The organism is Chondromyces crocatus, from assembly GCF_001189295.1.
GTDB classification, from domain to species: domain Bacteria; phylum Myxococcota_A; class Polyangia; order Polyangiales; family Polyangiaceae; genus Chondromyces; species Chondromyces crocatus.
In genome coordinates this window covers 9,979,770-10,005,093 of record NZ_CP012159.1, presented here as the reverse complement: position 1 = coordinate 10,005,093, position 25,324 = coordinate 9,979,770, and the positions used below count along the sequence as shown (strand labels likewise).

17 protein-coding genes and 1 other RNA gene are annotated in these 25,324 nt (G+C 69.2%); 10 read left to right on the top strand and 8 right to left on the bottom strand.

Annotated features, from left to right (window positions below):
* Positions 1-121: 121 nt before the first annotated feature.
* Entirely contained in the window at positions 122-2,542 is a 2,421-nt protein-coding gene (locus CMC5_RS36175) for a zinc ribbon domain-containing protein (RefSeq protein WP_156339122.1), read from the top strand.
* A 70-nt stretch (positions 2,543-2,612) separates the two neighbouring features.
* On the opposite strand, the gene CMC5_RS36170 is transcribed toward CMC5_RS36175, so the two are convergent.
* The 3 genes from CMC5_RS36170 to metH all read right to left on the bottom strand — a co-directional run bounded on the left by CMC5_RS36170 (position 2,613) and on the right by metH (position 8,586).
* Positions 2,613-3,263 carry a hypothetical protein gene (locus tag CMC5_RS36170; RefSeq protein ID WP_156339121.1) on the bottom strand — a complete coding sequence of 217 codons (651 nt, stop codon included), beginning with the start codon at positions 3,261-3,263 and terminating at the stop codon, positions 2,613-2,615.
* A 55-nt stretch (positions 3,264-3,318) separates the two neighbouring features.
* Positions 3,319-4,758, bottom strand: a complete 1,440-nt coding sequence (locus tag CMC5_RS36165; RefSeq protein WP_050434672.1) for a lamin tail domain-containing protein — start codon at positions 4,756-4,758, stop codon at positions 3,319-3,321.
* A gap of 72 nt (positions 4,759-4,830) precedes the next feature.
* A complete protein-coding gene (gene metH, locus CMC5_RS36160; protein WP_050434671.1) occupies positions 4,831-8,586 on the bottom strand; it encodes a methionine synthase in 3,756 nt (1,251 codons plus the stop codon).
* Between the two features lie 174 nt (positions 8,587-8,760).
* Here metH and erpA point away from each other — a divergent pair, with 174 nt between their 5' ends.
* Positions 8,761-9,084 carry an iron-sulfur cluster insertion protein ErpA gene (gene erpA, locus CMC5_RS36155; RefSeq protein ID WP_050434670.1) on the top strand — a complete coding sequence of 108 codons (324 nt, stop codon included), beginning with the start codon at positions 8,761-8,763 and terminating at the stop codon, positions 9,082-9,084.
* A 593-nt stretch (positions 9,085-9,677) separates the two neighbouring features.
* On the top strand, positions 9,678-10,532 hold the full coding sequence (locus CMC5_RS36150; protein ID WP_050434669.1) for a sigma-70 family RNA polymerase sigma factor: 855 nt from the start codon (positions 9,678-9,680) through the stop codon (positions 10,530-10,532).
* A gap of 253 nt (positions 10,533-10,785) precedes the next feature.
* On the opposite strand, the gene CMC5_RS36145 is transcribed toward CMC5_RS36150, so the two are convergent.
* Both CMC5_RS36145 and CMC5_RS36140 read right to left on the bottom strand, forming a co-directional pair.
* Complete coding sequence (locus tag CMC5_RS36145; protein ID WP_156339120.1) at positions 10,786-11,319, bottom strand: hypothetical protein; 534 nt, start codon at positions 11,317-11,319, stop codon at positions 10,786-10,788.
* Between the two features lie 717 nt (positions 11,320-12,036).
* Positions 12,037-12,762, bottom strand: coding sequence for a hypothetical protein (locus CMC5_RS36140; RefSeq protein ID WP_156339119.1), 726 nt, complete (start codon positions 12,760-12,762; stop codon positions 12,037-12,039).
* Between the two features lie 438 nt (positions 12,763-13,200).
* Between CMC5_RS36140 and rnpB the strand changes: the two genes are divergently transcribed.
* Positions 13,201-13,611: RNase P RNA component class A (gene rnpB, locus CMC5_RS41485), an RNA gene on the top strand.
* Between the two features lie 117 nt (positions 13,612-13,728).
* Here the strand turns inward: rnpB and proC are convergent.
* The gene (gene proC / locus CMC5_RS36135; RefSeq protein ID WP_050434666.1) at positions 13,729-14,607 is read right to left on the bottom strand and encodes a pyrroline-5-carboxylate reductase; all 879 of its coding nucleotides are present in this window, start codon (positions 14,605-14,607) and stop codon (positions 13,729-13,731) included.
* A 296-nt stretch (positions 14,608-14,903) separates the two neighbouring features.
* Between proC and CMC5_RS36130 the strand changes: the two genes are divergently transcribed.
* The 3 genes from CMC5_RS36130 (at position 14,904) to CMC5_RS36120 (ending at position 20,862) form a co-directional block, all read left to right on the top strand.
* Complete coding sequence (locus CMC5_RS36130; protein ID WP_082363115.1) at positions 14,904-16,427, top strand: Do family serine endopeptidase; 1,524 nt, start codon at positions 14,904-14,906, stop codon at positions 16,425-16,427.
* Between the two features lie 58 nt (positions 16,428-16,485).
* Entirely contained in the window at positions 16,486-17,616 is a 1,131-nt protein-coding gene (locus CMC5_RS36125) for a 6-phosphofructokinase (RefSeq protein ID WP_050434665.1), read from the top strand.
* 117 nt (positions 17,617-17,733) lie between these two features.
* Positions 17,734-20,862, top strand: a complete 3,129-nt coding sequence (locus CMC5_RS36120) for a response regulator (protein WP_156339118.1) — start codon at positions 17,734-17,736, stop codon at positions 20,860-20,862.
* Between the two features lie 69 nt (positions 20,863-20,931).
* Here the strand turns inward: CMC5_RS36120 and CMC5_RS36115 are convergent, their stop codons facing one another.
* The gene (locus tag CMC5_RS36115; protein ID WP_050434663.1) at positions 20,932-21,369 is read right to left on the bottom strand and encodes a cytidine deaminase; all 438 of its coding nucleotides are present in this window, start codon (positions 21,367-21,369) and stop codon (positions 20,932-20,934) included.
* On the bottom strand, positions 21,366-22,265 hold the full coding sequence (locus tag CMC5_RS36110) for a purine-nucleoside phosphorylase (RefSeq protein ID WP_082363113.1): 900 nt from the start codon (positions 22,263-22,265) through the stop codon (positions 21,366-21,368). Before CMC5_RS36110 ends, CMC5_RS36115 begins: the two co-directional genes overlap by 4 nt.
* Positions 22,266-22,366: 101 nt before the next feature.
* On the opposite strand from CMC5_RS36110, the gene CMC5_RS36105 reads away from it, so the two are divergent.
* From CMC5_RS36105 to CMC5_RS36095, 3 genes are all read left to right on the top strand, one after another.
* A complete protein-coding gene (locus CMC5_RS36105) occupies positions 22,367-22,750 on the top strand; it encodes a hypothetical protein (RefSeq protein ID WP_050434662.1) in 384 nt (127 codons plus the stop codon).
* Positions 22,751-23,326: 576 nt separating this feature from the next.
* Entirely contained in the window at positions 23,327-23,974 is a 648-nt protein-coding gene (locus tag CMC5_RS36100; protein ID WP_050434661.1) for an RNA polymerase sigma factor, read from the top strand.
* Positions 23,971-25,266, top strand: a complete 1,296-nt coding sequence (locus tag CMC5_RS36095; RefSeq protein ID WP_050434660.1) for a FecR family protein — start codon at positions 23,971-23,973, stop codon at positions 25,264-25,266. The genes CMC5_RS36100 and CMC5_RS36095 overlap by 4 nt, the downstream gene beginning before the upstream one ends.
* Positions 25,267-25,324: the final 58 nt, after the last annotated feature.

Sequence of the window (25,324 nt, the reverse complement as noted above, 5' to 3'; positions counted from 1 at the left end):
GGGGGGCTCTCGCATCGCGCGCGGCGTGAGCACGCGATCGGCCCCCTTCTGCGCGGTGCACCGTCGAGAGTGCGCCGCGCTCTGCTGACCTCGCGACAGTTCCTCGCTAGCATGCGCGGTCATGTACTGCCCGCAGTGCGGCAAGGCGATTCCAGATGGCGCCGCCGCTTGCCCTTTGTGCGGAGAGAACCTGCAAGGCCTCCCAGCGCGCCGCGCCGTCACACCTCCGCCCACCCGCGCGAACTCGCGGACGATGATGGGGCTCGCGGCGGCCGAGGTGCTGCCGAAGGGACTTTCGCCGGTCGACGCCCCCATCGCGCCAGGTCGTGCCGGGCAACGCACGATGCTCGGAATGCCTCCGGCGCGTTCCCCCGAGGACGCCGCCAAGGAGGCGTCAGCCCCGTCGCCAGCGGCATCTCCCCCGGGTCGACACCCCACCCCCGCGGCCGGCTCGCAAGCCGTACACGCACCCCCGGCGCGGCGGTCCGCATCCACGCCCGGGATGCCTGCGGTGGGCGGCGCGACCTCGCGCTCCGGGTCGACATCCACGCCCGGGATGCCCGCGGTGGGCGGCGCACTCCCGGCGCGGCGGTCCGCATCCACGCCCGGAATGCCTGCGGTGGGCGGCGCGACCTCGCGTCCCAGCTCGGCATCCACGCCCGGGATGCCCGCGGTGGGAGGCGCCGCTTCACGGGCTGGCGGGCCCCCCCCTCTCCCGGCTGCCGCCCGTCGACCCACGCCGCCTGCGGGGTCGCTCGTGGCGCAAACGCCTTCCGCGGAACGTCCCCTGGTCACCACGATGACGGCCGGGACCCCTGCGCGACTCGGCGGAGAAGTCATCCCTCAGCGATCGCAGGATGGCACCCTGCTCGGTCAGCCGGCTCCAGCGGGCGGAGCGGCGCAGCCCCCCCCTCCTCCAGCGTCGCCCTCCCAGCCGAGGAACGTGGCGCCGGCGGGCATGTTCGTGTCGTCGAATGCGTCGCCCTCGTCGCAAGGCGAAGCCGCGCAGGACGTGGTGCCACCGCCCAGAGCGAGTGGGGCCGGCGCGGGCCTGCTCCCCGATCTCCCCGCGGAAGGAAACGGCTCGGGCACCTTGCTCGGCGTCGCGCGCCCCGGCATCGCGCCGACCGCGCCTGGCCTGGCCGGGGAGAGCGACCTGGAGCAGGAATCACTGGCTCCGACCTGGGACGGGGTGGAGCCGACCGTGGACGACACGTTCCAGGAGCTGGGCGCGACGCTGGCCCCCCGCCACTCGCCCACCGTCAAGGTGCCGAGAAAGCTGCGGTTCGATCCGCGGCGAGCGCGGCTCATCCCGGGAGCGAAGCCGGCGAAGGGGGGGAAGGCTTCGCGCCAGGCGCTGTGGCTGATCCTCGCGGGCGCCGTGATTGCCGTGGCCTCGGTCCTGTTCGTGGTCCTCTGGCCCGACCCGCCCCCCGTGACGGCGCAGGCCCGCGAAGACGCGAACGGCAACGAGGTGCTGGAGGTGCGGTGCCCGACCTGCCCGGATGGGACGGTCGTCTCCGTGGGAACGGCGCAAGCGACGGCCGCCGACGGGACGGCGCAGGTCCCGCTACCGACCGCCCTCCCCGTGGGCCCGAACCGCCTGAAGATCGCCCTCGACCGGCCCGGCAGTGGGCGGGACGAGACCCTCGGCGTCACGGTGAACGTCGCCTACCGGATCTCGCCCGACCTGGGCACCCTGCAAGGCGAGCGGCCTGCGATCCAGGTGGCGATCGAGGCTGCTGCGGGCACCGAAGTGACCCTCGGGGGCAATGTCATCCCGCTCAGCGACGGCCGTGCGGTGGAAGTCATCGACGTGTCCGACGCGATCAACGGCCCTGCCGACGAACCGCGCACACTGGCGCGACAGATCCCTTACACCGTCAAGCCGGTCGACGGCCCGCGGGAGCAGGGCGTGGTGAGCGTCTCCGTGGGCATCGTCCAGCTCCGCATCGACGCCCCTGGCCCGAGCGTCGTGATCGAGAAAGAGAGCTTCGTGCTCGAAGGCCGCACCGCGAAGGGCGCGAAGATCTTCGCCGGCACGCACCCCATCCCCGTGCAGGACGACGGGACCTTCCGGCACGAGATGAACGTGTCCTCGGTGGGCTCGACGCAGTTCGCCGTGCGCGCGAAGCTGGAAGGGATGGCCCCGCGCATCGTGAAGATCTCGGTGCGCCGGGTGGACCGCCTGGAGACGGCCGCCAAGGAGTTCTTCGAGCAGAACCCGGTGGGCTGGGCCGAACTGTTCTCGGACGTGCAAGGCCAGGTGGGCAAGGCGGTGGTGCTCACGGGCGAGGTGCTCGAGATGCGGCGCCAGGGAGCCTCGACCGTGCTGCTTCTGTCAGCGCCGGCGACCTCGGGCTGCAAAGGCGGGACCGAGTGCTCCGCGCGGCTGGTCCACGGCATGGAGGTCAAGGCCCAGCGGGGTGACACCCTGACGGCCTACGGGCGCGTGGTGCCGCCGCTGATGACCCCTGGAGGGCCACCCGTCCCGGAGATGCAGGTGGAGTTCGTGATGAAGAACGGCCCGCCAGGGCGCTGAGCGACGAGGCTGGTTGCGGGTGTGCTGCGATCAGCGTCCGTCACGCGGGCTGGTCGCGGGCGCGCCGTGATCAGCGTCCGCCGAGCAGCAGCCCGAGCGCGGCGCCTTGCTCGGCATCGCTCCAGCGGGACAGCTCCTTCGGGAGCTTGATCAGGACCTTCTGCTTGCGGCCGAGGCACGACGTGACGCCCTCGTAGATGGCGCCTCCCTCACCGGCCACGTCGTACGTGCAGCGCCCGAAGGAGCCGACCATCCGCTTGTCGGCCACCACGAAGTCCGCGTCGTATCCCCGCACGAGGCCTTTCACCCGCAGCGCGTCGCCTTCGCGGGTGGTGGTGATGTCGAGGGGGCTCATCCCGTTGAAGATCCCGTGGACGCGGCCCTTCTCCACCTTGAGATCGAGCCACTGGCCGAAAGCGTGCCCACGGAGGGCGCGATCCGTGCCGTCGCGGTAACGGCCGACGTTGACCTTGCGGCCGAGGAACATGTCGTAGCCGATGATGCCCTCGTCGCCGACCTTGGCCATGAACGAGTCGCCGCTCGGCGTGGCCAGGACGAACCCTTCGTACTGACGGTGCTCGACTTTGTACTCGGGCGTGGGCTTGTCGTAGAGCTCGGCCTGCGAGGGGTAGTCTGCGACCTCGAAGTCGCACCCGAGGCCGAGCACCGTGGTCATCACGACCAGCAACGCTGGCCTCGCTCGCGTGGAAATCCCGTTCATCCTGCTCTCCCCGCCTGGCGTCCGCAGCGACTCTACCACGGCGTGGCAGCGCGGGTCAGGGCGTGGGCGCGCTGGCGAGGTTCTGCGGGAAGGCGGGTTCGCGCGGGGCGAAGTCGGCGCTGTTGTTGTTGGTGTCCGTCCCGTTGCCGGCCGCGCCCCCGGGCATGCGCTCCAGGCTCCGATCGACGTTGCTGGTGCCCGTCGGGTTCTGGATGGGCGTCTGTTCGCAGCTGAAGTTCACGCCGTTCTGGAGCTGGGTGAGCGTGGCGGGGGTGGTGTAGTAGCAGAGCGCATCGAGCACCTGGTTCGCGTGGACCAGACGCACGCTGCCCGCGTCGGCGAGGCCGCTGCTCAGGGCGGCGTCGCGGGTGGGCATCTGGGTGTAGGCAGAGCCGCCGATCAGGAAGTGCCCATGGGGAGGGAGCGTCGCTCCGCTTCCCGTCCAGCGCGTCGTGTAGTTCTGGGCGTCCGAGCCGCGGGCCTCGATCTTCCACTGGTTGTCGAGCACCACCGGCACGCTCATCGGGTTGTAGATCTCGAGGAAGTCATCGTTCGCGCCGCCGAGACCACGGCTGCGCGCCTCGCTGATGACCACCCGGGGCTGACACACGCCGTCGGAGCCGCAGACGCCGGACACACAGTCCGAAGCGCTCGCGCAGCGCTTGCCGATGGCGCAGGCGCTGCAGTTCGCGCCACCGCAGTCGACATCGGTCTCGCCGTTGTTCTGCATCGTATCGGAGCAGGTGGCCTGGCACGTCCCGGCGCAGAGGCCGCCCACGCAGTCCGCATTTGCGCCGCAGACCTGGCCGGTCGCACAAGGACCGCAGTCGGGGCCGCCACAGTCGACGTCCGTCTCCATCCCGTTCCGCACCATGTCGTCGCAGGCGGGCGCCGCGCACGTGAACTGCGCCCCGCAGACGCCGCTCGGGCAGTGAGCGCCCAGCGTGCAAGCGACGCAATCCCCCGCCGCGTTGCAGTAGTTCCCACCCTGGGTACAGGCCGCGTCGACCTGCGGCGTGTGGACCGGCGTCCCCTGACTGCACGTATCGGTCGTGCACTCGTTGCCGTCGTCGGGCAGGTCCGTATCGTCGGGCGTGGCGACAGCCGCGCCAGCGCCATCACAGCGGAGCACCTGGCAATCACCCGCTACCTGGGGATCCACGACGGTCCCTTCGGGGGCGGCGTCGACGCCGCACACACCCCCGACGCAGGTACGCGTCGCGCAGGTGGTGTCCTCACCCGGACACTGCGCCGGCGTGCTGCACTGCGGGTCCCCGCCGGCGCCACCGTTGCCGCCCGGTCCTCCTCCGCCGGTGCTGCCGCCAGCGCCGCCGTCGCCGCCCGAGCCACCACCGCCCGTGTTCCCTGGTGTGTCGCCTCCCTGGCCCGAACCCCCCGGGCCTACGAGTTTGTCGTCATAGACGGAGCAGGAGGCCGCAGAGGCGGCGAGGACCACGCTGGATAGCGCGAGGGCGAGGTTGACCTTGAGCTGCACACGAACAGCTTACGAGAACAGGCGAAGGCGGGGTGTGAGAATCCAGAGGGGGCGGCCCGAGGCTTTTGTGCCTCAGGCGACCTCGGAGACCCGCTCCGGCACGCTGCCCGCTGTGGCCTGGGGGCTGGTGGTTTTCGGCTCGTAGCCCAGGTTCGGGCCCAGCCAGCGCTCGACTTCTGCGACGCTCATGCCCTTGCGCGCTGCGTAATCGGTCACCTGATCCTCGGCGAGGCGGCCCACGTTGAAGTAGCGGGCCTGCGGGTGGGCCAGGTAGATCCCGCTGACGCTGGCGGCGGGCAGCATGGCGAAGTTCTCCGTCAGCTCGATGCCCACGGCGCCCGCATCGAGGAGCCCGAAGAGCTTGCGCTTCTCGGTGTGATCGGGGCACGCCGGGTAGCCGAACGCAGGGCGGATGCCGCGGTACTTCTCGTCGATCAGCTCGTCGTTCGTGAGTTTTTCCTCCCGCCCGTAGCCCCACTCCTTGCGCACGCGCTGGTGGAGCAGCTCGGCGAAGGCCTCCGCGAGACGGTCCGCCAGCGCCTTCGCGATGATGGCCTGGAAGTCGTCGTGCTGCGCCTCGTAGTGGCGCACCAGCGCGTCGAGCCCGAGGCCGGCCGTGACGGCGAAGGCGCCGATGTGATCGTGGAGACCGCTCTCCCGGGGCGCGACGAAGTCGCTCAGGCAAGCGAACGGCTTGCCCGTCTCGGCGCCGACCTTCTGCTGCTGCTGGCGGAGCATGTTGAAGCGCAGCTGCTCGCGTTCACGCGCGTCGTCGTCGTAGAGCACGATGTCCCGACCCTCGGCGTTGGCGCGCCAGAACCCGTAGGCCCCTCGCGCCGTCAGCTGTCGCCCGTCCACGATCTGCTGGAGCATGCTCTGCGCGTTCTTGTAGAGATCGCGCGCCGTAGGGCCGTACTCGGGGTGCTGCAGGATCGCGGGGAACGTGCCCCGCAGCTCCCACGCGGTGAAGAAGAACGTCCAGTCGATGTAGGGGACGATCTCCTGGATCGGTACCTCGATCTCACGCCGCCCGAGGAACGACGGCGTGGGGATGTCTTCCTCGCGCCAGGCGAAATTCGGCCGCCCCGCTTCCGCCTGTGCGAGCGACACGACGGGCCGCACGCGCTTCTGCGCGAAGAGATCGCGCAGCCGCGCCTGCTCCTCGCGGTTCGTCGCGTCGTGCGCCACGCGCTTCACCGGATCGCGCAGCGCCGACACCACCCCGACGGCCCGAGAGGCGTCGAGCACGTGGACGGTGGTCCCCGTGTACGCAGGCGCGATCTTCACCGCCGTGTGCTGGCGGCTCGTCGTGGCACCACCGATGAGCAACGGCAGATCGATCCCGCGACGGGTCATCTCCTGAGCGACGCTCACCATCTCGTCGAGCGAGGGCGTGATCAGGCCAGACAACCCGATGATGTCCACCTTCTGGTCGATGGCGGCCTGGAGGATCTTGTCCCCCGGCACCATGACCCCGAGGTCGATGATCTCGTAGTTGTTGCAGCCGAGCACCACGCCCACGATGTTCTTGCCGATGTCGTGCACGTCGCCCTTCACCGTGGCGAGCAGCACCTTCCCCTGGCTCGACGCGCCCCCGGCCTGCTTCTCGGCTTCCATGAACGGCATCAGGTGGGCGACCGCCCGCTTCATGGCGCGCGCGCTCTTCACCACCTGCGGCAGGAACATCTTCCCCGCCCCGAACAGCTCCCCGACGACCTTCATGCCGTCCATGAGCGGCCCCTCGATCACCAGGATCGGCCGGCCGTACTTGATCCGCGCCTCCTCCGTATCCTGTTCGATGTAGTCGACCATGCCCTGCACCAGGGCGTGGCTCAGGCGCTCCTCGACCGTGCCCTGGCGCCAGCTCAGGTCGAGTTCCTTCTTCTTCCCCTTGCCCTTCACCTGCTCGGCGAGCTCGACGAGCCGCTCGGTCGCGTCGGCGCGCCGGTTGAAGAGCACATCCTCGACCCGCTCCAGCAGCTCCTTCGGGATGTCCTCGTAGACCGCGAGCTGGCCCGCGTTGACGATGCCCATGTCGAGCCCGGCGCGGATGGCGTGGAAGAGGAACGCCGAGTGCATCGCCTCGCGCACCACGTTGTTGCCGCGGAACGAGAACGACAGGTTCGAGATGCCGCCCGAGATGCGGGCGCCGGGGCAGGTCTTCTTGATGAGCCGCGCCGCCTCGATGAAGTTCTTCGCGAACTCGTTGTGCTCCTCGATGCCCGTGGCGATCGCGAGCACGTTGGGATCGAAGATGATGTCCTCGGGCGGGAACTCCACCTCCTCCGTCAGCAGCTTGTAGGCCCGCTGGCAAATGGACACCTTGCGCTCCACGGTCTCGGCCTGACCGACCTCGTCGAACGCCATCACCACCACACCGGCGCCGTAATGACGGATCGTGCGCGCTTTGCGGAGGAAGTCCTCGGGACCCTCCTTGAGGCTGATCGAGTTGACGATCCCCTTGCCCTGCACGCACTTGAGGCCTGCCTCGAGGACCGTCCACTTCGAGCTGTCGACCATGATCGGGATGCGCGCGATCTCGGGCTCGGTGGCGATCAGGTTCAGGAAGGTGGTCATCGCCTTCTCGGACTCGAGCATCCCCTCGTCCATGTTGACGTCGAGGATGTTCGCCCCGCCCCGCACCTGATCGAGCGCCACGCTCAGCGCGGAGGAGTAATCCTCCTTCTTGATCAGCTCCATGAACTTGGCGGAACCCGTGACGTTGGTCCGCTCGCCGATCATGCTGAAGTTGGTCTCGGGCGTCAGCGTGAGCAGCTCCAGGCCGCTGTAGCGCGTGTTGCGGATCTCCGCGCTCGGCCTGGGCACGGGGCGCGGCGGCACATCGGCGACGGCCTTGGCGATCGCGCGGATGTGGTCGGGCGTGGTCCCGCAGCAGCCACCGACCACGTTGAGCAGCCCGGCCTCCCCGAACTCACGGAGCAGCGCGGCGGTGGTGGGCGGCTCCTCGTCGTACTCGCCGAACGCGTTCGGCAGGCCGGCGTTGGGGTAGCAGCTCAGCGCCGTGGGCGCGGCCTTGGCGAGATCGACGAGGTACGGGCGGAGCTGGGCCGCCCCGAGCGCGCAGTTCAGACCGACGGCGAGGGGGCGCGCATGCTCCACGCTGGCCCAGAAGGCCTCGATGGTCTGCCCGGAGAGAGTACGGCCGCTCTGATCGGTGATGGTGACGCTGATGATCACCGGCGCGCGGTGCCCTCGGGCGGCGAAGACCTCCTCGACGGCGTACAGCGCCGCCTTCGCGTTGAGCGTGTCGAAGATGGTCTCCACGAGGAGGATGTCCGCCCCGCCGTCCAGGAGCCCGCGCACCTGCGTCGCGTAGGCCTCGCGCACCTCGTCGAACGTCACCGACCGGAGGGCCGGGTTGTTCACGTCGGGCGAGATGGACAGGCTGCGGTTCATCGGCCCGATCGAGCCGGCCACGAAACGGGGCCGATCCGGCGTCTTCGCCGTCCAGGCGTCCGCCGCCGCGCGAGCGATCTCCGCCGAGCGGACGTTCAGCTCCAGCGCCAGGTGCTCCAGCCGGTAGTCGGCCTGAGCCACGGACGTCGCCGTGAAGCTGTTCGTCTCGATGATGTCGGCGCCCGCCTCGAGGTACTCGTCATGGATGGCGCGCACCACATCGGGCCGGGTGAGCGACAGCAGATCGCTGTTCCCGCGGAGGTCGTGCGCGTGCTCGCGGAACCGCTCCCCGCGGTAATCACCCTCTCCGAGCCGATAGCGCTGGAGCATGGTCCCCATCGCCCCATCCAGGATGAGGATGCGCTTGGCGAGGAGCTCGTTCAGGAGCGCGGAGCGCCCTGCATCTGTCATGGCAATACCTCTGGTGCGCCGGGCCGTGACGTCTGGCGGTCGGCCGCGGAGAACTCCAGGATCTACCCCAGACAGGGCGGGGACTGGCGAAGAACCTTGGGGATGCGTATCCTAGTCACGCCTGGCGATGTGACGGCCGGACCGACGCGCCGAGGACGGAGGAATATACGAGTCATGGTTACGATCACGGATAAGGCCGCCGAGAAAGTGAAGGAGATCGCCGTCGCGGAAGATCTCCTGGGGCAAGGTCTGCGTCTGCGGGTGGTCGGTGGGGGCTGCGCTGGCTTCTCTTACGACCTCTACTTCGAGGACAAGCCGACCGACTTGGACGAGCAGTTCGAGGATCGTGGAGTCAAGCTCTACGTCGACCCGCTGAGCTACCAGTACCTCGAGAACACCGAGATCGATTACGTGGAGGGGCTCCACGGCTCCGGGTTCAAGTTCAACAACCCCGGCGTGAAGAGCACCTGCGGCTGCGGCTCGTCCTTCTCCGTCTGACCGCTCTCGGCCGCTCGCTCCCACCGACGAGCGGCCGTCGGTCATCGCCAGGCCTCACCTGGTGGCAGGCGCGTGGCGCCAGACCGTGCAGCTGTGCCCGGTCGTCACCAGGCGATCTGTAACGAATCGTCTCTCTCCCCCCCAGCGCGCTCCTCTCCCCCCATCCGCCTGACGGCGCGGTATCTCTCCCGCGTACGTTGGGGTCGAGCCCCTGGCCGTCAAGGCATTCCGTGAGCGGGATATGCCCTCCACGGATGAGCCGCAACCAAGGGGAGCACCCGTCTTCCCGGTACTCCAGACGGGTTGACGGTGACACTGCGCGGGCAGGCTTCCGTGCGCGACCACTTCGCATTGCAGGGCTCCCTGACCGCGATCGAGGTGCATAAGCTGCCCGCCCGGGGCGGCATGCTGGGTGCATTGATGGTCAGTCAGGTCGCGTAAGCACCTGGAATCCCTGACGAACCCGCAGTGATTTCAGGCCCGTGTGGGTCCAGGGGCGCGGCCCCCCGAACGATGACTGGTTTTCCGAATCCACGGCGGTTCGCCGACGGATCCGGGGCCGAACGGGGCCTTGCGCCCTCGAAGGGATCACCGTGCAGACCTCGCGAGACCGAGAACACAACGCCGTTTCCAAGTACATCGCTCAGGTCCGACATGTCCCGGAGCTGTCACGGGAGGAGGAGGGCGAGCTGGCCCGGCGCTGGCGCGACCAAGGTGACAAAGCCTCAGCCGCACGCCTCGCGCTGGCCAACCTGAGGCACGTCGTCTCGATCGCGATCAGCTACCGTCGCTATGGGATCCCTCTGGCGGACCTCATTGCCGAGGGAAACTTCGGTATCGTGCACGCGATCCGCAAGTATGATCCGGACCGCGGAAATCGATTCGTGACATACGCAGCCTACTGGATTCGAGCGTACATCCTCAACCACGTCATCCATTCGTGGAGCCTGGTCGGGGTGGGCTCGGGACCATTGCGCTCGAAGATGTTCTTCCGCCTCCGGCGCGAGCGGGCGCGCATTGCTGGCCTGGTGGGTGAGGGCGAAGAGGGAGACCGCATGCTCGCCGAACGCTTCGGCGCGCCCGCGGAGAAGGTCCTCGAGATGGCCCGGCGCCTCGAATCCCGTGACGTCTCGCTCGACACCAAGGTGTTCGAGGACGGCGCCCGCTCGCTGGTCGACACCTTGCCCGCCGACGAACAGGACCAGGAAGAGCGCTTCTCGCGGGCCGAGGAGGACGCGCTCATGCGCGAGCAGCTCAGCCAGGCCGTGGAGAACCTCGACCCGCGCGAGCGCTACATCGTGGAGACGCGCATGATGGCCGACCCCGAGGAGGAGCTGAGCCTCGCGGAGATCGGGCGCAGGCTGGGTGTGTCCCGCGAGCGCGCACGGCAGCTCGAAGCGCGGGCGAAGAAGAAGCTGCGGGATCGGTTGCAGCCCCTTGCGGCTTGAAGCTCCCTGGAGCTCGCCTCCGAGAGGGCGAGACAGGGGGGGGCGAGGCGGTCCCCGGGGGGCGCGCGGGAGAGGCTCGGTGCGGTGGCGTGGAGCCATGTCGCTCGCCGCCTCCAGGAGCGTCGCTCGCCGCCCGCTCCAGACGAGACGAAAGCGCAAAAAAACGAGGGCGCAGCGCACATGTCGCTGACGCCCTCGTCGTTTTCAGATCCTCACCACCAGGGCGGTGTGGATTCGTGCTCTCGGCTCGCGATCAGGGATTGATGCAAGCCGCGAAGTTGGTGTTGTGCACGACGTCTTCGACGTGGTCGGCGGTCAGCGCGCCGATGTCGATCTGCCAGACGTGATCCGTCGGTGCCTCGTCGCAGGCGCCGTTCGCATTCTGGTCGGCGAAGTAGAGCAGCGTGTAGGACTTCCCGCCTTCGAGATCCCCGTCGATGGAGAACTCGTCATTCGCCACCACGGCATTGCCGAGCTCGACGACCATGCTGTCCTCCTGCGACTGGGCGCGCAGGTAAATGGTCTGACCATTGTGCGGGCCGAAATCCGTGCCGGCGAGGCGGACACTGAACTGCTCGGCCGCGCTGCCGCCCTCGCCACCCTGGCCACCCTGGCCGCCGCCGCCCGTATTCGTGTCCGTGGTGGTGGTCGTGGTGGTGGTCGTGGTGGTGGTGGTCGTACCGCCGCCGCTGCCGCCGCTGCCGCCGTCGTCATCGCCACCGCAACCGGCGGCCAAGCCGAGCGAGCCCACTGCAACACACACCGCAAGCCAAATAGTCGTACGCATGGATAACCTCCTGTCGGGACGGGTATATACGTAACAGTCGACGGATCGTAACCCTCTCATTCGCATTTTTGCCTGCGCAGATGCGTTTTCTTGATGATTGGGTCCGAGCAGAATGGACAAATCCTCATTGCTGGTTAGCTGAAAGTCGATATCGATAAGCAGTGAGCTGATATCCGTGTGGACGGCTGGTTATAGTGAGGCCGTTTCTTCGGGATGTCCTGTCAATGAACTACGGGGAATTCCTGACGCGGGTCGATGCGCTGCAATGATGAGCCCGCCTCTCGAAAGGGGACTCGCTCACGCGAAGGCGCATCCGAAGGTCGACATGCGCCTCCGCCTTGTCTCGCCAATGCGCACCTGACCTCGGGGCCTGCGTTCCCTCGAAGGAACTCGCCCCGCCAGCACGTCGGGGCCTGCGTTCCCTCGAAGGAACACCCTTCCCGAAACTTCGGGGCCTGCGTTCCCTCGGAGGAAACACGCTCCCCAAAACTTCGGGGCCTGCGTTCCCTCGGAGGAAACACGCTCCCCAAAACTTCGGGGCCTGCGTTCCCTCGGAGGAAACACGCCCCCCAAAACTTCGGGGCCTGCGTTCCCTCGGAGGAAACACGCCCCCCGAAACTCAGGGGCGTGCGTTCCCTCGGAGGAACACCCTCCCCAGCATTCGTTGTGTGAATTGGACTACGTCAGCGCTGCTCGCAGCACCCGGCACGAAGCGGATCAGCGCGGCGCAGGCAGGGAGGGCGGGGCCGTCTGCTCGTCGTCGTCGCTGTCGATCTCCTCGTCGGAGTCGGCGATCTGCGCGACCGAGCGGCGGTTCACCTTGTCGAAGAAGAGGTCCTGCATCTCCCGATCGCGCGGGTACTGCGCCTGCACCGTCCTCGCGACCACCTCGTAGCTCTCGAGGAAGCGCTGCTTCTCGGCGTCGCGGAGGGCACGCCGAGCGCGGACCGCCTGGCGCGCAGTGGTCCGACCTCTGATGGCGGTCTGGTACGCCTGGCGATGCTGGACCAGCTCCGGCAAGAGGGTCGAGACCTCGGGCCAGCTCGGCGCCAGCGCGCCGACGTCGGCTTCGAGGGTGATCATCGCCTTCACCTGCGACTCGCCGCGCAGCTTGGTGATGGCGTTGCTGCCCCTGGGCATGATCTTGGCGACCGTCGGCCCGCGTCTCTTGGTGTCCCGGTACTCGGCCTTCTTCTGAAGGCGCCGGATGCAGCGATCGGCCGTGATGTCCGCGTACTTCACGTCGACGCGGGTGGGGAGGGTCGCGCGCCTCGCGTCCTCGTAGGCGCCCTGGCTGGCGAGAAGGGCGGCGCTCGCCTCGTCGAGGCGGGTGACGAGCTGGGCGAAGACGAGGTTCTGGGTGAACTTGCTCATCATCCGGCTGGTGTACGCGGCAAGCTCGTCGCACCTGGAGACCGGCGTTTTCATCGTCGGTAACTGCATGGTCATCTCCTGGTTGGTTTCGTGGTTTCCGCCGCCGCCCGACCCGGCTGGGTCCGTACGTCGGCGTGAAAAGTTGAAGCACTGACTGACGGTAAAACCAGGAAAGTTCCTGTGCGGGGCGAAAATAGGGAGGAGATGGTGGGATAGCCGGTGCGACCCGAGCTACCGATCCAGAGGCGCGACCTCTCCGACGGCAGACGAATGACCTCCCGTCGGGTCGAGGTGTGACGCGATGGTCAATGGCTCAGCATTGCGACATTCGTCATTTCACCTGCGGAGATGCTTTCATCATCAAGGAAGGGAGGCGGGCGGAATGGCCTCGTCTTCATGATCGAATCGACATCGGCAGGCAGCGTCGGTGAGCGAGGCGCGGGGGGGCGCGATGCGCAGGCAGAACGACTGGTCGTTGTGTGGACGGTCGGTTAGAGTGGCGCCGTCGCAGCGGGACAGGCGGTCGCCGGCGGACGGGGAAACCCGGACGCGGGAGGAAAGTCCGAGCTCCGCAGGGCAGGGTGCCGGGTAACGCCCGGTGGGAGTGATCTCGAGGAGAGTGCCACAGAGAACAGACCGCCTCGCCGTGGGGAAACCCATCACGAGGTAAGGGTGAAACGGTGGGGTAAGAGCCCACCGCGTCCCTGGTAACAGGGATGGCACGGTAAACCCCACCTGGAGCAAGGCCGTGTAGGGAAGCGCTTCTCGGCTCCGGCCGAGAGGCAGGGGTGGCCCGCCCCGACGCTTCCGGGTTGGCTGCTGGAGGCGCGCGGTGACGCGCGTCCTAGAGGAATGATCGTCGGCCCGAGGAGGGAGACCTCTCCGGGCAACAGAACTCGGCTTATGTCTCCTGCGACCATGGAGCCCCGCTTGCGGGGCTCTGTGCTTTTGTCCCTCGGGGGCGAGGGCGGGGGGGCTTTCTGATCGCCTCGACGCGGCGAGCGCCCCCATGGACGAGCCCGCCCTTCGAGGGGATCAGGTGCGGCGGAGCTTCGCGGACATCTGGATCCCCAGCTCGGCGGAGCGGTTCGCTGCGGCCTCGACGGCGTCGATGAGGGTGCGCCGGAGGCCGCCGGATTCGAGGGTGTGGAGCCCTGCGATGGCGGTGCCGCCCGGGCTGGTGACCATGTCCTTGAGGCGACCGGGGTGTTCGCCGGTTTCGAGCTGGAGCTTGGCGGCGCCGTAGACGGTCTGGGCGGCGAGCATGAGGGCGGCGTCGCGACCGAGGCCGACCTTCACGCCGCCGTCGGCCAGGGCTTCGATCATGAGCATGATGTACGCGGGGCCGCTGCCGGAGAGGCCGGTGACGGCGTCGAGCAGGGACTCGTCGAGGACGACGGCGCGGCCGACGGCGTGGAACATGGCGCGGCCGACCTCGATGTCGTCGCTGGTGGCGTGGGTGCCCGCCGAGACGGCGGTGGCGCCCGCGAGGACGATGGCGGCCGTGTTCGGCATGGCGCGCAGCAAGCGGGTGCCGGCGGGAAGGCGAGCCTCCAGGGCCTCGATGGGGACCCCGGCGGCGATGGAGACGACCAGGTCGGTGGGGGCGAGGCCGGTCGCGAGGGGAGCGAGGATGCGGTCGACGATCTGGGGTTTGACGGCGATGACGAGCACGTCGGCCCACCGAGCGAGGGCTTCGTTGTCGGTGGTGGTCTCGATCCCGTAGCGCGCGTGCAGCTCGGCGAGGCGCTCGGCCTTGAGATCACTCGCCTGGAGCTGGTCGGGCTGAACGGAGTGAGAGTGCAGGAGGCCGCGGATGAGGGCCTCGGCCATGTTGCCGCCCCCCAGGAATCCGATCTTGCGTCCTCGCAGCCGCGCCTCGTCGCTCACCGCCGTCTCTGCCGTCTCCGCCATCGCCGTGTCTCCTGAAAGCGCGGCGGCGAAGGCCGTCGCGGGGGCCGAAAGGCGGCTCCGGGGCGGGAACCTAGCAGGTTCCCTGGTCAGAAGTGGGCGAAGGGGAGGGGGGGCGTGCTCGAGGTCGGATGCCGTGCTGGGCCGGGAATGGAGACGTCCGGGTCACGGTTCGGATGTCCGGGACCTGATCTCTTCAAGGTGATGGCTGTTCCTCCAGGAGGAGTTCTGGTCCTCGCGTGGTGGTGCGTCGGAGCGCCGACCTCACCGCGTGTGCACGCTCGACAGCAGGAGAGTCCATGAACGGTCTGGTTTCCACGCGCACCCGTTTCGCATTGTTCGCATGGCTGTCCGTGGCTTCGCTCGGCTTCGCCGGGTGCAGCCAGCAGGCGCGCGCGACGCCCGTCCTCCAGCAGGTCGCCAGCCCCGAGGCACAAGCGCTCCCGCCGCCCGTGGTGACCACGACCCTGCCGCCCGCGCCAGTCCCCGCCACGTTCGATGTGGCCGCGCTGGCGGAGCGTGTGCAGCCGATGGTCGTGAACATCACGACGACGCAGGCGGCAAAGGAAGGGGCCCCGATGAACCCCTTCGAGTTCTTCTTCGGTCCCGGCGGCCCGAACTTCGGGCCCAATGGTCCGAACCTCGGGCCGAATGGTCCGAACCTCGGGCCGAACGGGCAAGGGGGTCGCCAGATGCCGAAGCAGAGCGCGCTGGGGACCGGCTTCATCATCGACGCGAACGGCTACGTGGTGACGAACGAGCACGTCGTGCGCGACGCCGACGAGGTGCGGGTGCGGCTCTCCGACGAGCGCGAGATGGTGGCCGACGTCGTGGGGCGCGATCCGAAGCTCGACCTGGCGCTGCTCCGGTTGAAGGGGGCGAGCGATTTGCCGGTGGCGCCGCTCGGCTCGAGCGAGCAGCTTCGGGTCGGCGAGCACGTCCTCGCGGTGGGGAATCCCTTCGGTCTCGGTCACACGGTGACGCTCGGGATCGTGAGCGCGAAGGCGCGCACGATCGGCGCAGGTCCCTACGATGATTTCATCCAGACCGACGCGGCCATCAACCCGGGCAACAGCGGTGGCCCGCTGTTCAACTGGCGCGGTGAGGTGGTCGGGATCAACACGGCGATCCGGGCTGGCGCGAACAGCATCGGCTTCGCGGTGCCCATCGACGCCTTGAAGGACATCCTGCCGCAGCTCCGGGAGACGGGCACGGTGCAGCGCGGCAAGCTCGGTGTCGTGATCCAGCCGATGACGCGCGAGCTGGCGTCGGCCCTCGGCCTCGACCAGGAGCGCGGTGCGCTGGTGGCGCAGGTGGAGCCCGGAGGTCCTGCCGATCGTGCCGGGATCAAGTCCGGCGATGTGATCGTCGGGGTGAACGGGACCGCGATCAACCACTCGGACGAGGTGCCCCGCAACGTGGCGAGGAACGCGCCAGGGACCGAGATCGAGGTGAAGCTGCAACGTGGCAAGGAGCAGCGTCAGGTGAAGGCGAAGCTCGATCTGCTGGCCGACGAGAGTGACGCCGCACCGGCGCCGCGGCAGCGGGGCGCGCAGGCGGAGTCTCAGCAGAGTTCTTCGCAGCTCGGCGTGGCGATCGCCGATGCACCTGGTGGTGGTGCACGGATCACACGCATCACCGGCAACCAGGCCGATGAGCTGTCGACCGGGGACGTGATCACCGAGCTGAACGGGGCTCCGATCAAGGACGCAGCGAGCTTGAACGCGGCGATGGCGAAGGTGAAACCCGGATCGACGGCGTTGCTCCGGGTGCGACGTGGCAACGCGAGCCGCTACGCTGCTGTCCCCATCCCGGCGAAGTAGACCGCTTCGCGCCTTGCCACTTGCATCACGATGCTGTCGTCGCGATGCTCGCTGGCCCATGGCGACGCCGAAGAAGATCGCGATCAACACTGGCGGGGGTGATGCCCCGGGACTCAACGCCGTGATCCGCGCCGCCACGCTGGCGTCGGAGGGGCGCGGCTGGGAGACCTGGGGCATCCGACATGGATACCGCGGTCTGCTGGAACCCTCCGAAGGTGGGCTGGTCCGGCTGGATCGGGATCGCGTCCGGGGGATCACCTACCTCGGTGGGACGATCCTCGGCACGGCGAACCGGGGAGATCCGTTCAAGTACCCGACGCGGGTGGAGGGGCAGCCGGCGCTGATGCCGGTGGACCGCGCCGACGAGCTCGTGGCGCGCTTCCGGGATGCGGGCTTCGAAGCGCTGATCGCGGCGGGTGGCGACGGCTCGATGCGCATTGCACACCAGCTCCTGGAGCGTGGCCTGCCGCGGGTCATCGGCGTGCCGAAGACGATCGACAACGACGTCGTCAGCACGGACATGACGTTCGGCTTCGACACCGCCGTGGGGATCGCGACGGAGTCGATCGACCGGCTGCACTCGACCGCCGAGGCACACGAGCGGATCATGGTGGTGGAGGTGATGGGCCGGCACGCCGGCTGGATCGCGCTGCACGCCGGTGTGGCCGGGACCGCAGACGTCATCCTCCTCCCGGAGATCCCGTTCAGCTACGAGCCCATCGTCGAGAAGATCATGCAGCGCGAGGCGCGCGGGCGGAGCTTCTCGATCATCGTCGTGGCCGAGGGCGCCGTGCCCCAAGGGGGCCAGATCACGATCAAGGATGCAGGTGACGCGTTTCGCGGGGTCGCGGTGCTGGGTGGCGTGGCAGAGCGCATCGCGCAGGAGCTCGCAGCGCGTACGGGGAAGGAAGCGCGGGCGATGGTGCTGGGGCATCTCCAGCGTGGGGGCGGGCCTTCGACGAGCGACAGGTTGCTGGCGCTTCGGTTCGGTGCCGCTGCGGTGCGGTTCCTCGAAGGAGAAGGGAAGAGCGGCATGGTGGCGCTGCGGGATGGTCGGCTCGTGCTCGTGCCCCTGGACGAAGTCGCGGGCCGGATCAAGACGGTGCCGCTCGACTCGGACACGATCGTGACTGCGCGTGACCTCGGGATTTGTTTTGGAGACGAACTTCCCGGGCATTTCGCGCCCTGATGCCCTCACGACGCGGTGCGCCTGCCGACGTCGGGTCGCGTCGTGCCTCGTTTCCGGTCTGGTGGCGGCGCGTTCGGTGGCGGTCTCGTTTGACACTCGCGGAACCAGGCCGATATCTTGAGCGTTCCTCGCCGTGAGCCTGCGCCGCGCGCCCTGCAAAACATGACCAAGGTCCTCGTTTTTGAGAGCGATCCCGCCTTCGCGGGAGAGCTCCGCACGGAGCTCGGACGCCTCGGTTGCAGCGTTCAGGTCGTCGACGATGGCAACGTCGGCCTGCAAGCTGCCTCCACGGAGCGTCCGGACCTCATCCTGCTGTCGATCGAGCTGCCGCGCATGAACGGCTTCTCGGTATGCAACAAGCTGAAGAAAGACCCTCAGCTGAAGGACATTCCGCTCCTCATCATGTCGAGTGAGTCGAGCGAAGAGACGTTCGAGCAGCACCGGAAGCTCCGGACACGCGCGGACGACTACGTGCGCAAGCCGATCGCGTTCGGTGAGCTGCTGGAGCACATCCGCGCACTGGTCCCGCTCGGCGCGTCGGAAGACGAGGCCGAGCCGATCATGATCGACGAGGCGGAGATGCTCGAAGCCGACATGCTCGAGCCCGACGAGGACGACGAAGAGGACAGCGCCGAGCCGACGATGATCACCAAGCTCCAGTTCGATGAGCATGGTGTGGCGTCGGTGGCGTCGGCGCCGATCGCACCGAAGTCCTCGCCGACGTCGGCGCCCGTGCCGCCGCCTCCGCCGGTGTCTGCGCCTCCGCCTCCGCCCGTGTCTGCGCCTCCGCCGGTGTCTGCGCCTCCGCCTCCGCCTGTGGTGGCGCCTCCGCCTCCGCCTGTGGTGGCGTCGGCACCACCGCCGGTGTCGTCCGCGCCCTCGGGAAGTGGGCCGAGGAGCATCAGCGGTCCGCCGTCTGGATCCGATGGACGGCCACCGCTCCGCTCGATGCAAGGCGATGAGCTGGACGAGTTCATCGGTGGTGCGTTCGAGCGGATCATGACCGACGAGGACGAGCGTCCTTCCGCGACCCCGATCGGCAATGCCGCTCCCTCGGCCGCCCCGCCGGCTGCAGGGTCGTCGCCCGGCGCGCCGTCAGTGGCTTCATCAGAGCCGAGCGGAGCGCCGCGCCCGAGCGTCGAGCTGGTGGAGATCGAGCGGCTCCGCGGTGAGCTGGACCGATCCAAGGCGGATGTCGTCCGGCTGAGCAAAGAGGTCGCTTCGTCTCAGGCGAGCGCGCTGCGTCTGGAAGGCGAGCTGTCGCGTGCCAGTGAGGCGGGCGGTGAGTCGTCCCGGCTCCGGCGCGAGGTGGATGAGCTGAAGGCGCGTCTGGCCGCCGGTGCGGCGAAGCCGGGCGCCACGTCCAGCCGTGAGTTCCTCGATCTGCGCGAGGCGCTGAACAAGAAGGACAAGGAGATCCTCGGCCTGCGCGATCAGATGTCGCGCAAGGAAAAGGAGCTGCTGGATGCCCGGGATCAGTCGCTCGCGCTGGAGCGCGAGAAGGCGGACCAGGTCGACCGCATCCTCGAACTGGAGCGTGCGCGCGAGGAGCTGGACGCGCTGGTCGGGGCACTCCGAGCAGACAAGGAACTCGCCGCAAAGCGCGCCGACGACTTCAAGGCCCGAGGGGAGAAGCTGCAAGGGCAGCTCACCGCGCGGGACGGGGAGCTGTCCGCGGCGCGCCAGGCGATGGTGGACGCCGAGCAAGCGCACACGCAAGCGCTGCGGGACGCGCAAGAGGATCAGTCGAAGGCACTCGCTGCGGCCGAGGAGGCTGCGCGGCGTGAGGTCGAGGCGGCGGTCGGTACGGAGCGTCAGGTCGCCGCAGTAGCTCGGGAAGAGGCGAGCCAGGCCCATCGCGCGGAACTCGAACGGCTGAGCGCCGAGCACGCGGGCCAGATCCAGCAGGAGAAGGCGGCGCACGGTGCCACCGTGGAAGCGCTCCGGGAAGAGCACGCGGGGGATCTCGCGAAGCTCCGCGGAGAACATGCCACGGCGGTGGAGGGGCTTCGCGGCGAACATGCCGGCGAGATCGAGCGGCTCCGCGGCGAGCATGCTGGCGAGATCGATGGTCTTCGTCGTGAGCACGCGGGTGAGACCGAGCGGCTTCGCGGCGAGCACACGGGTGAGGTCGAGCGGCTTCGCGGCGAGCATGCTGGCGAGATCGACGGCCTCCGTCGTGAGCATGCGGGTGAGACCGAGCGGCTTCGCGGCGAGCATGCTGCAGGGCTGGAGGCACTCCGGAGCGAGCATGGCGCGGCGCTGGATGCCCTCCGGAGCGAGCATGCCACGGCGTTCGAAGGGCTTCGCAGCGAGAGCGTTGCGGCACTCGACGGTCTTCGCCGGGAGCATGCGGGAGAGATCGAGCAGCTCCGCAGCGAGCAGGTGCTCACGGTGGATACGCTCCGCACCGAGCACGCGAACGCTCTGGAAGCGCAGCGGCAGGAGCACGGAGCGACGGTCGCGCGGCTCGAAGGAGAGCACGCGGCGGCGCTGGACCGGCTGCGAGGAGAGCACGCCGAGTCGGTGGCGTCGCGGATCTCGGAGCATCAGGCGGAGCTCGACGAGCTGCGGGCCGAGCACCTCGCGGAACTCGACTCCCTCCGGGCCGAGCATGGGCGTGCGCTCCAGGCGGAGCGGAGCGCGCATGCGGCGCGTGAGCGCGAGCTCGGGGAAGAGCGGGAGCGCGCGACGAGGGCCCTCGAAGACGGCCACGCGGCGAAGCTCGCGGAGGTGGAAGCCCAGGCTGCCGATCGGTTGCAGCAGGCGGAAGCGCGCGCGGCTCAGGAACTCGCGGATCTGCGCGCCACGAGCGAGGCCGAACTCGGACAGCGCGAGGCCGCCTGGGCGTCGGCCCGGGAGACGCTGGAGGCGACGCTGCGCTCCACCAGCGACGAACTCTCCGTGCGCACGGCGGATCTCACGCAGCGCACCGAGGAGCGGGATCGGCTGCAGGGGGCGCTCGACGAGCGTACCCTTCAGCTCGAACACACCCGGGGTCAGCTCGAGCGCAGCGAGGAGCAGGGCAGGGAGCTCAGGGAGCAGCTCGCGACGCGGACCGAGGAGCGCACGGCGCTCCAGGCGCAGACCGAGCAGCAAGCCAGCGAGCTCGCGATCGAGCGCAGGCGGCTGGAGAAGGCGCGCATCAAGTGGGGCGACGACAGGGCGTCCCTGGAGCGCGCGCGGCAGGCGCTCGCGGCGGCGATGGAGCAGATCCAGGAAGCCGAGGCGCGTCCCATCGAGTGACGTCGCGGGGTGGGGGGAACAGGGCCCGCGGTGCGTCCTTGCGGCGCGGCGGGCCCTGGTCGCGTCTTCCTACCGTGAGAGCGCGTCGCCCCGGAAAGCGTCCGGGAGCAGCTCGGCCAGTGAGGTGAGCTTGGGGGCCTGCGCGGCTTCGCCAGGGGGCGGCGCGACGATCAGGCGGATGGGGAGATCCAGCGCGAACTCGGCGAGGGACTGACGGCACATCCCGCACGGAGCGGCTGCGCTCGGCCCGCGCGTCGCGACGACCACGGCGACGGGATCGCGCTCACCGGCCGCGACCATCTGGACCAGTGCGGATCGCTCCGCGCAGATCGTCAGGCCGAAGGTGGCGTTCTCGACATTGCATCCCGAGAAGACGCGCCCGGAGCGCACGAGGATCGCAGCGCCGACGTGGTAGCCAGAGTACGGCGCGTGGGCCCGCGTCCGCACGGTGAGCGCAGCTTCCTCCAGCGCACGCCAGTCGATCGGTGGGCTCTCCGGTTCGCTCATGTCTTGACGCTCCAGTCCATCGACGCGGCGCCCACCTGTCGGACCCAGGTCGAGAGCAGCTTGACGAACCGCGCCCGGGACTGGCGCGCCGTCTCTTCCACCTCGGCGTGGTTCAGCTCCGCGGGGGTGAGCCCGGCGGCGAGGTTGGTCACGCACGAGATCGCCGCCGCGGGGACGCCCATGTGGCGGAGCGCGATGATCTCGGGGACGGTGCTCATGCCCACCGCGTCGGCGCCCAGCACCCGGAGCATCCTGATCTCCGCCGGCGTCTCGTAGGTCGGGCCGAGCAGCGCGGCGTAGACGCCCTGCTGCAGCGCCACCTGCGCCTCGGCCGATGCGGCGCGCGCCAGCTCCAGGAGGCGCGGATCATGAGCGTAGGTCATGTCGGGGAAGCGTGTCCCGAGGGCGGGATCGTTGGGTCCGACCAGGGGGTTCACGCCCATGAGGTTCAGGTGATCGGTGATCAGCATCAGGTCGCCGGGGGAGAACGCGGCGTTGATGCCGCCAGCCGCGTTGGTGAGCAGCACGGCGCGACATCCCAGCTTCGCCAGCAGGCGGACGCCGAACACGGCCTTGTCGGTGGCGTGCCCCTCGTAGAGGTGAACACGTCCCTGGAGACACGCGACGGGTACGCCGTCCACCCGCCCGAAGCACAGGTTGCCGGCGTGACCGAGCACGGCGGGCCGGGGCATGTTGGGGATGTTCTCGTAGGGGACCTTGATCAGGCCTTCCAGCGTGTCGCCCCAGGCGCCGAGCCCGGAGCCGAGCACCACCCCCACCCGGGGCGTCGCCGCGTCCTCGGGTCCACCCGCGCTCCGGGGGGACGATGCGGCAGAGCCCTGGATCTGAGCCCGGACGGCACGGGCAGCCTCTTCCAGCAAGGGGAGCACGGACATCGCGTGAACCTATCGCACGGAGCCAGTAGGTACTAGTGCGCAGCGCCCCCGCTCGTGTTAGGGTGCGCCCCCCCCGCGTCGGGGCTGGCTGGGTGAAGAGAATGGCGACGAAGTTCGAAGATTTCCTGAAGGAGAAGAAGATCGACCCCCGCAGGATCCTGGCCGCTTCGGCCTCGATCGAGCGGTTCACGCCGGAGGACCGCGCGATCAAGCTCGCGCAGCGAAAGGCGCGCCGCAGCGAGGACAAGAAGAAGGAAGGCCTCGCGGCGAAGAAGCCGCGCAGCGGGCGTCCGGTCACCCAGCGGTCGATCGACACGGCGCTGAAGGGTGGCACGCTCAGCGGTCCGGTGAAGACCCGGCTGCTCAAGGCCGTGAATCGCCTTCTGGAGCAGAAGAAGCAGGAGGCGGTGACGCTCCATGCCCTCTTCGAGGGGAACAAGAAGGCCGCGACGAGCAAGGACGAGTCGCCCGCCGCCGAGGGCTGAGACGATTCCCGCTCCACGGGCGGCCCCCCATCGGGCTGCCCGGGGGTGGTCGTCGTGGTCGTGAGGCGAGACAGCGCTCGGGACCGAGGCCGCGTCGAGAGACGAGGCCCTCTCGGGATCGAGGCTTCGTCGAGCGACGAGGGGCCTTCAGGATCGAGGCTGCGTCGAGAGACGAGATGCCTCGGGAGGCGCCACGTCATGACGTGGCGCGCTCCCGATGGCGGATCTGCGCGAGCGCTGCCCTCTCGCAGCGTCGACGTCAGCTCTTGCGGAGCTGTCGGCGTCGGGACGTGAAATCGAGGAGATCAGCGGCCACCAGGGCCACTGCGACCGAGACGGCAATGTAGACCATGCGTCGCAGGGTCGCTCCAGTCGCGCTTGCTGGCCAAATTTCGGGGGAATCGAGCCGCGGGGAGGTGCCGGTGAGGGGGCGGTGTGTGGCGTCGTGAATGTGTCGCCGGCGGGGTGCAACCAACGGGGTTGGTGGATGCTCTCCTCTTCGTCGCCGTGGACGCTGCAGGGGGGGCCACACTCTCCTGCTCATCGCCCTCGAGGCTGGGCGGTACGCTCTCGCCCGTGACGGAGTCCGAAGACATCGGAGAGCTGGTTCGCAGGTTCCAGGGAGGGGACCGGGCGGCGTTCACCGAGATCTTCCGCCGGCACAGGGCCGACGTGGCGCGTCTGGTCTTCAAGATGGTCGGCCCGGGGGCGGACGGCGAGGACCTGATCCAGGAAGTGTTCATCCAGGTCCACCGGAGCCTCGGTGAGTTTCGGGGGCAGTCGAAGTTCAGCACCTGGCTCCATCGCGTCACCGTGAACGTGGTGCTGATGGCGCGCCGCGCGGCGCGTAGCCGCCCTGCGCTCTCGGCAGGTCCCATCGATGAGGGACAGCTCGACGAGCGCCCGATGCCCGATGAGGATGTGGTCAGGCAGCAACGCATCGCGGCGTTTCGCAGGTTGCTGGATCGCCTCCCGGAGAAGAAGCGCACCGTCTACATCCTCCATGAGCTGGAGGGGCTCCCTCCTGCGGAGATCGCGACGATCGTGGGCGCGCCGCTGCTCACGGTGAGGACGCGCCTGTTCTACGCGCGGCGCGAGGTCGAGCAGATGATGCGAGAGGAGCCAGTGCTCGCGCAGCTCGCGGAGGAGCTGGCCGACGAAGCGAAGGCACCACGGGGGGGCGAGCCGCAGGCGCGGGCTCGGGAGGAGAAGGAGGCCACATGACCGGCGGACGACGGTTCGAGCGTGCACGCGAGCATCTGGAGGATGAGCTCCGCTCCGCGCCTGTGCCGGAGCCGGACTGGGACAGGATGGAGCGGGCTCTTCTCGCCCGGGTGAACGGGGAGCGTCAGGGGGAGGACGGGTCGCTCATGGAGCACATGCCCGGGAAGCCGCATGGCCTGCGCCGAGCGAGCCGCGTCCTTGCGCTGGTCGCTGTGGCTGCTGCGGCTGCGCTGGGCATCCAGGTGGCCACCCGGCGCGCGAGCCCTCCCGTCACGGAGGCTGCCTTCGATGAGCCCGCGCTTGCTCACGTGGAGACGGGTGACGGGTCCCCCGAGGACCTGGACCTCTCGACGCTCGCTCCGGGTACTCGGGTCGAGGCGCTGGATGCTCCCCTGGGGCTCAGGCATGCCGGTGTCGTGCGCTGGACGCTCGGGCGCGGTGGGATCGCGCATGTCCGGGAGGCTGCGGGGGATCCCGTGCGGTATGTCGTCGCGCTGGAGCGGGGGGCGCTGCGGGCGGACGTCACACCGAGGGGGCCGGCTTCGCCGCCTCAGGAGGTCTTCGCGGTGGAGGTGGAGCGCGCCCGGGTCACGGTGCGCGGCACGATCTTCGAGGTGGTGCGCGCCGACGATCGGATCGAGGTGTCCGTGACGCGTGGCGTGGTCGACGTGGGAGCTACATCGCCTGGCGAGAGCGCGCCGGTCCAGCTCATCGCGCCCTCGCGTGGCACGTTCTCGTTCGAAGGGAGCCCTCTGCGGATGCATGCCTCGGCGTCTGCGAGCCACGACCCGTCCTTCTCGGAGGGGGCGCGCTTCGCCGCGCCGGCGTCGAGCGGTTCAGCGCTCTCCACCTCATCCGCGGCGTCGTCGACATCGGCCAGCGCATCCCATCGCGCAGGGGCCGCGAGCACGGCGCTCGCGAGCGTGGGAGAGCGGCCGTCCGGTCCTGCGCGCAGCCATGCGGTCCCGGGGGGCACCGAGCCGCTCGCGCAGGCCAGCGCCGCGACAGGCGACGCCGCCCCGACGCCCGAGCGTGTCACGCTGTCTCGACAGCAAGTGCAGGCCACACTCGCTGCCTGCTTTGCGTCGCGCACCTCGGCGGCTTCCGCCAGCATGCAGACCTCGATCCGATCCACGTTGCGCATCGCGCTGCGGCTCGATGGATCGGTGTCCGGTGTTCGCTTCGATCCTCCACTCAAGCCAGAGCTCCAGACCTGCGCGCACTTCCTTTTTGCGGCGCGTCTCGCCGAGCGAGAGGGCGAGATGGCCATCCCGATCGTGATCGAGCACTGAGCGCAGGCACGCCACGCTGGCCGCGTGGGGCAGCGGGCGCAGGCCCCCTTCGCGGAGG

Coding starts and splice junctions, on each gene's coding strand:
- erpA (WP_050434670.1), top strand. CDS start 8,761: ATGGTTACGATCACGGATAAGGCCGCCGAGAAAGTGAAGGAGATCGCC.
- CMC5_RS36170 (WP_156339121.1), bottom strand. CDS start 3,263: ATGAACGGGATTTCCACGCGAGCGAGGCCAGCGTTGCTGGTCGTGATG.
- CMC5_RS36145 (WP_156339120.1), bottom strand. CDS start 11,319: ATGCGTACGACTATTTGGCTTGCGGTGTGTGTTGCAGTGGGCTCGCTC.
- CMC5_RS36110 (WP_082363113.1), bottom strand. CDS start 22,265: ATGTCCGTGCTCCCCTTGCTGGAAGAGGCTGCCCGTGCCGTCCGGGCT.
- metH (WP_050434671.1), bottom strand. CDS start 8,586: ATGACAGATGCAGGGCGCTCCGCGCTCCTGAACGAGCTCCTCGCCAAG.
- proC (WP_050434666.1), bottom strand. CDS start 14,607: ATGGCGGAGACGGCAGAGACGGCGGTGAGCGACGAGGCGCGGCTGCGA.
- CMC5_RS36175 (WP_156339122.1), top strand. CDS start 122: ATGTACTGCCCGCAGTGCGGCAAGGCGATTCCAGATGGCGCCGCCGCT.
- CMC5_RS36105 (WP_050434662.1), top strand. CDS start 22,367: ATGGCGACGAAGTTCGAAGATTTCCTGAAGGAGAAGAAGATCGACCCC.
- CMC5_RS36115 (WP_050434663.1), bottom strand. CDS start 21,369: ATGAGCGAACCGGAGAGCCCACCGATCGACTGGCGTGCGCTGGAGGAA.
- CMC5_RS36140 (WP_156339119.1), bottom strand. CDS start 12,762: ATGCAGTTACCGACGATGAAAACGCCGGTCTCCAGGTGCGACGAGCTT.
- CMC5_RS36095 (WP_050434660.1), top strand. CDS start 23,971: ATGACCGGCGGACGACGGTTCGAGCGTGCACGCGAGCATCTGGAGGAT.
- CMC5_RS36130 (WP_082363115.1), top strand. CDS start 14,904: ATGAACGGTCTGGTTTCCACGCGCACCCGTTTCGCATTGTTCGCATGG.
- CMC5_RS36125 (WP_050434665.1), top strand. CDS start 16,486: ATGGCGACGCCGAAGAAGATCGCGATCAACACTGGCGGGGGTGATGCC.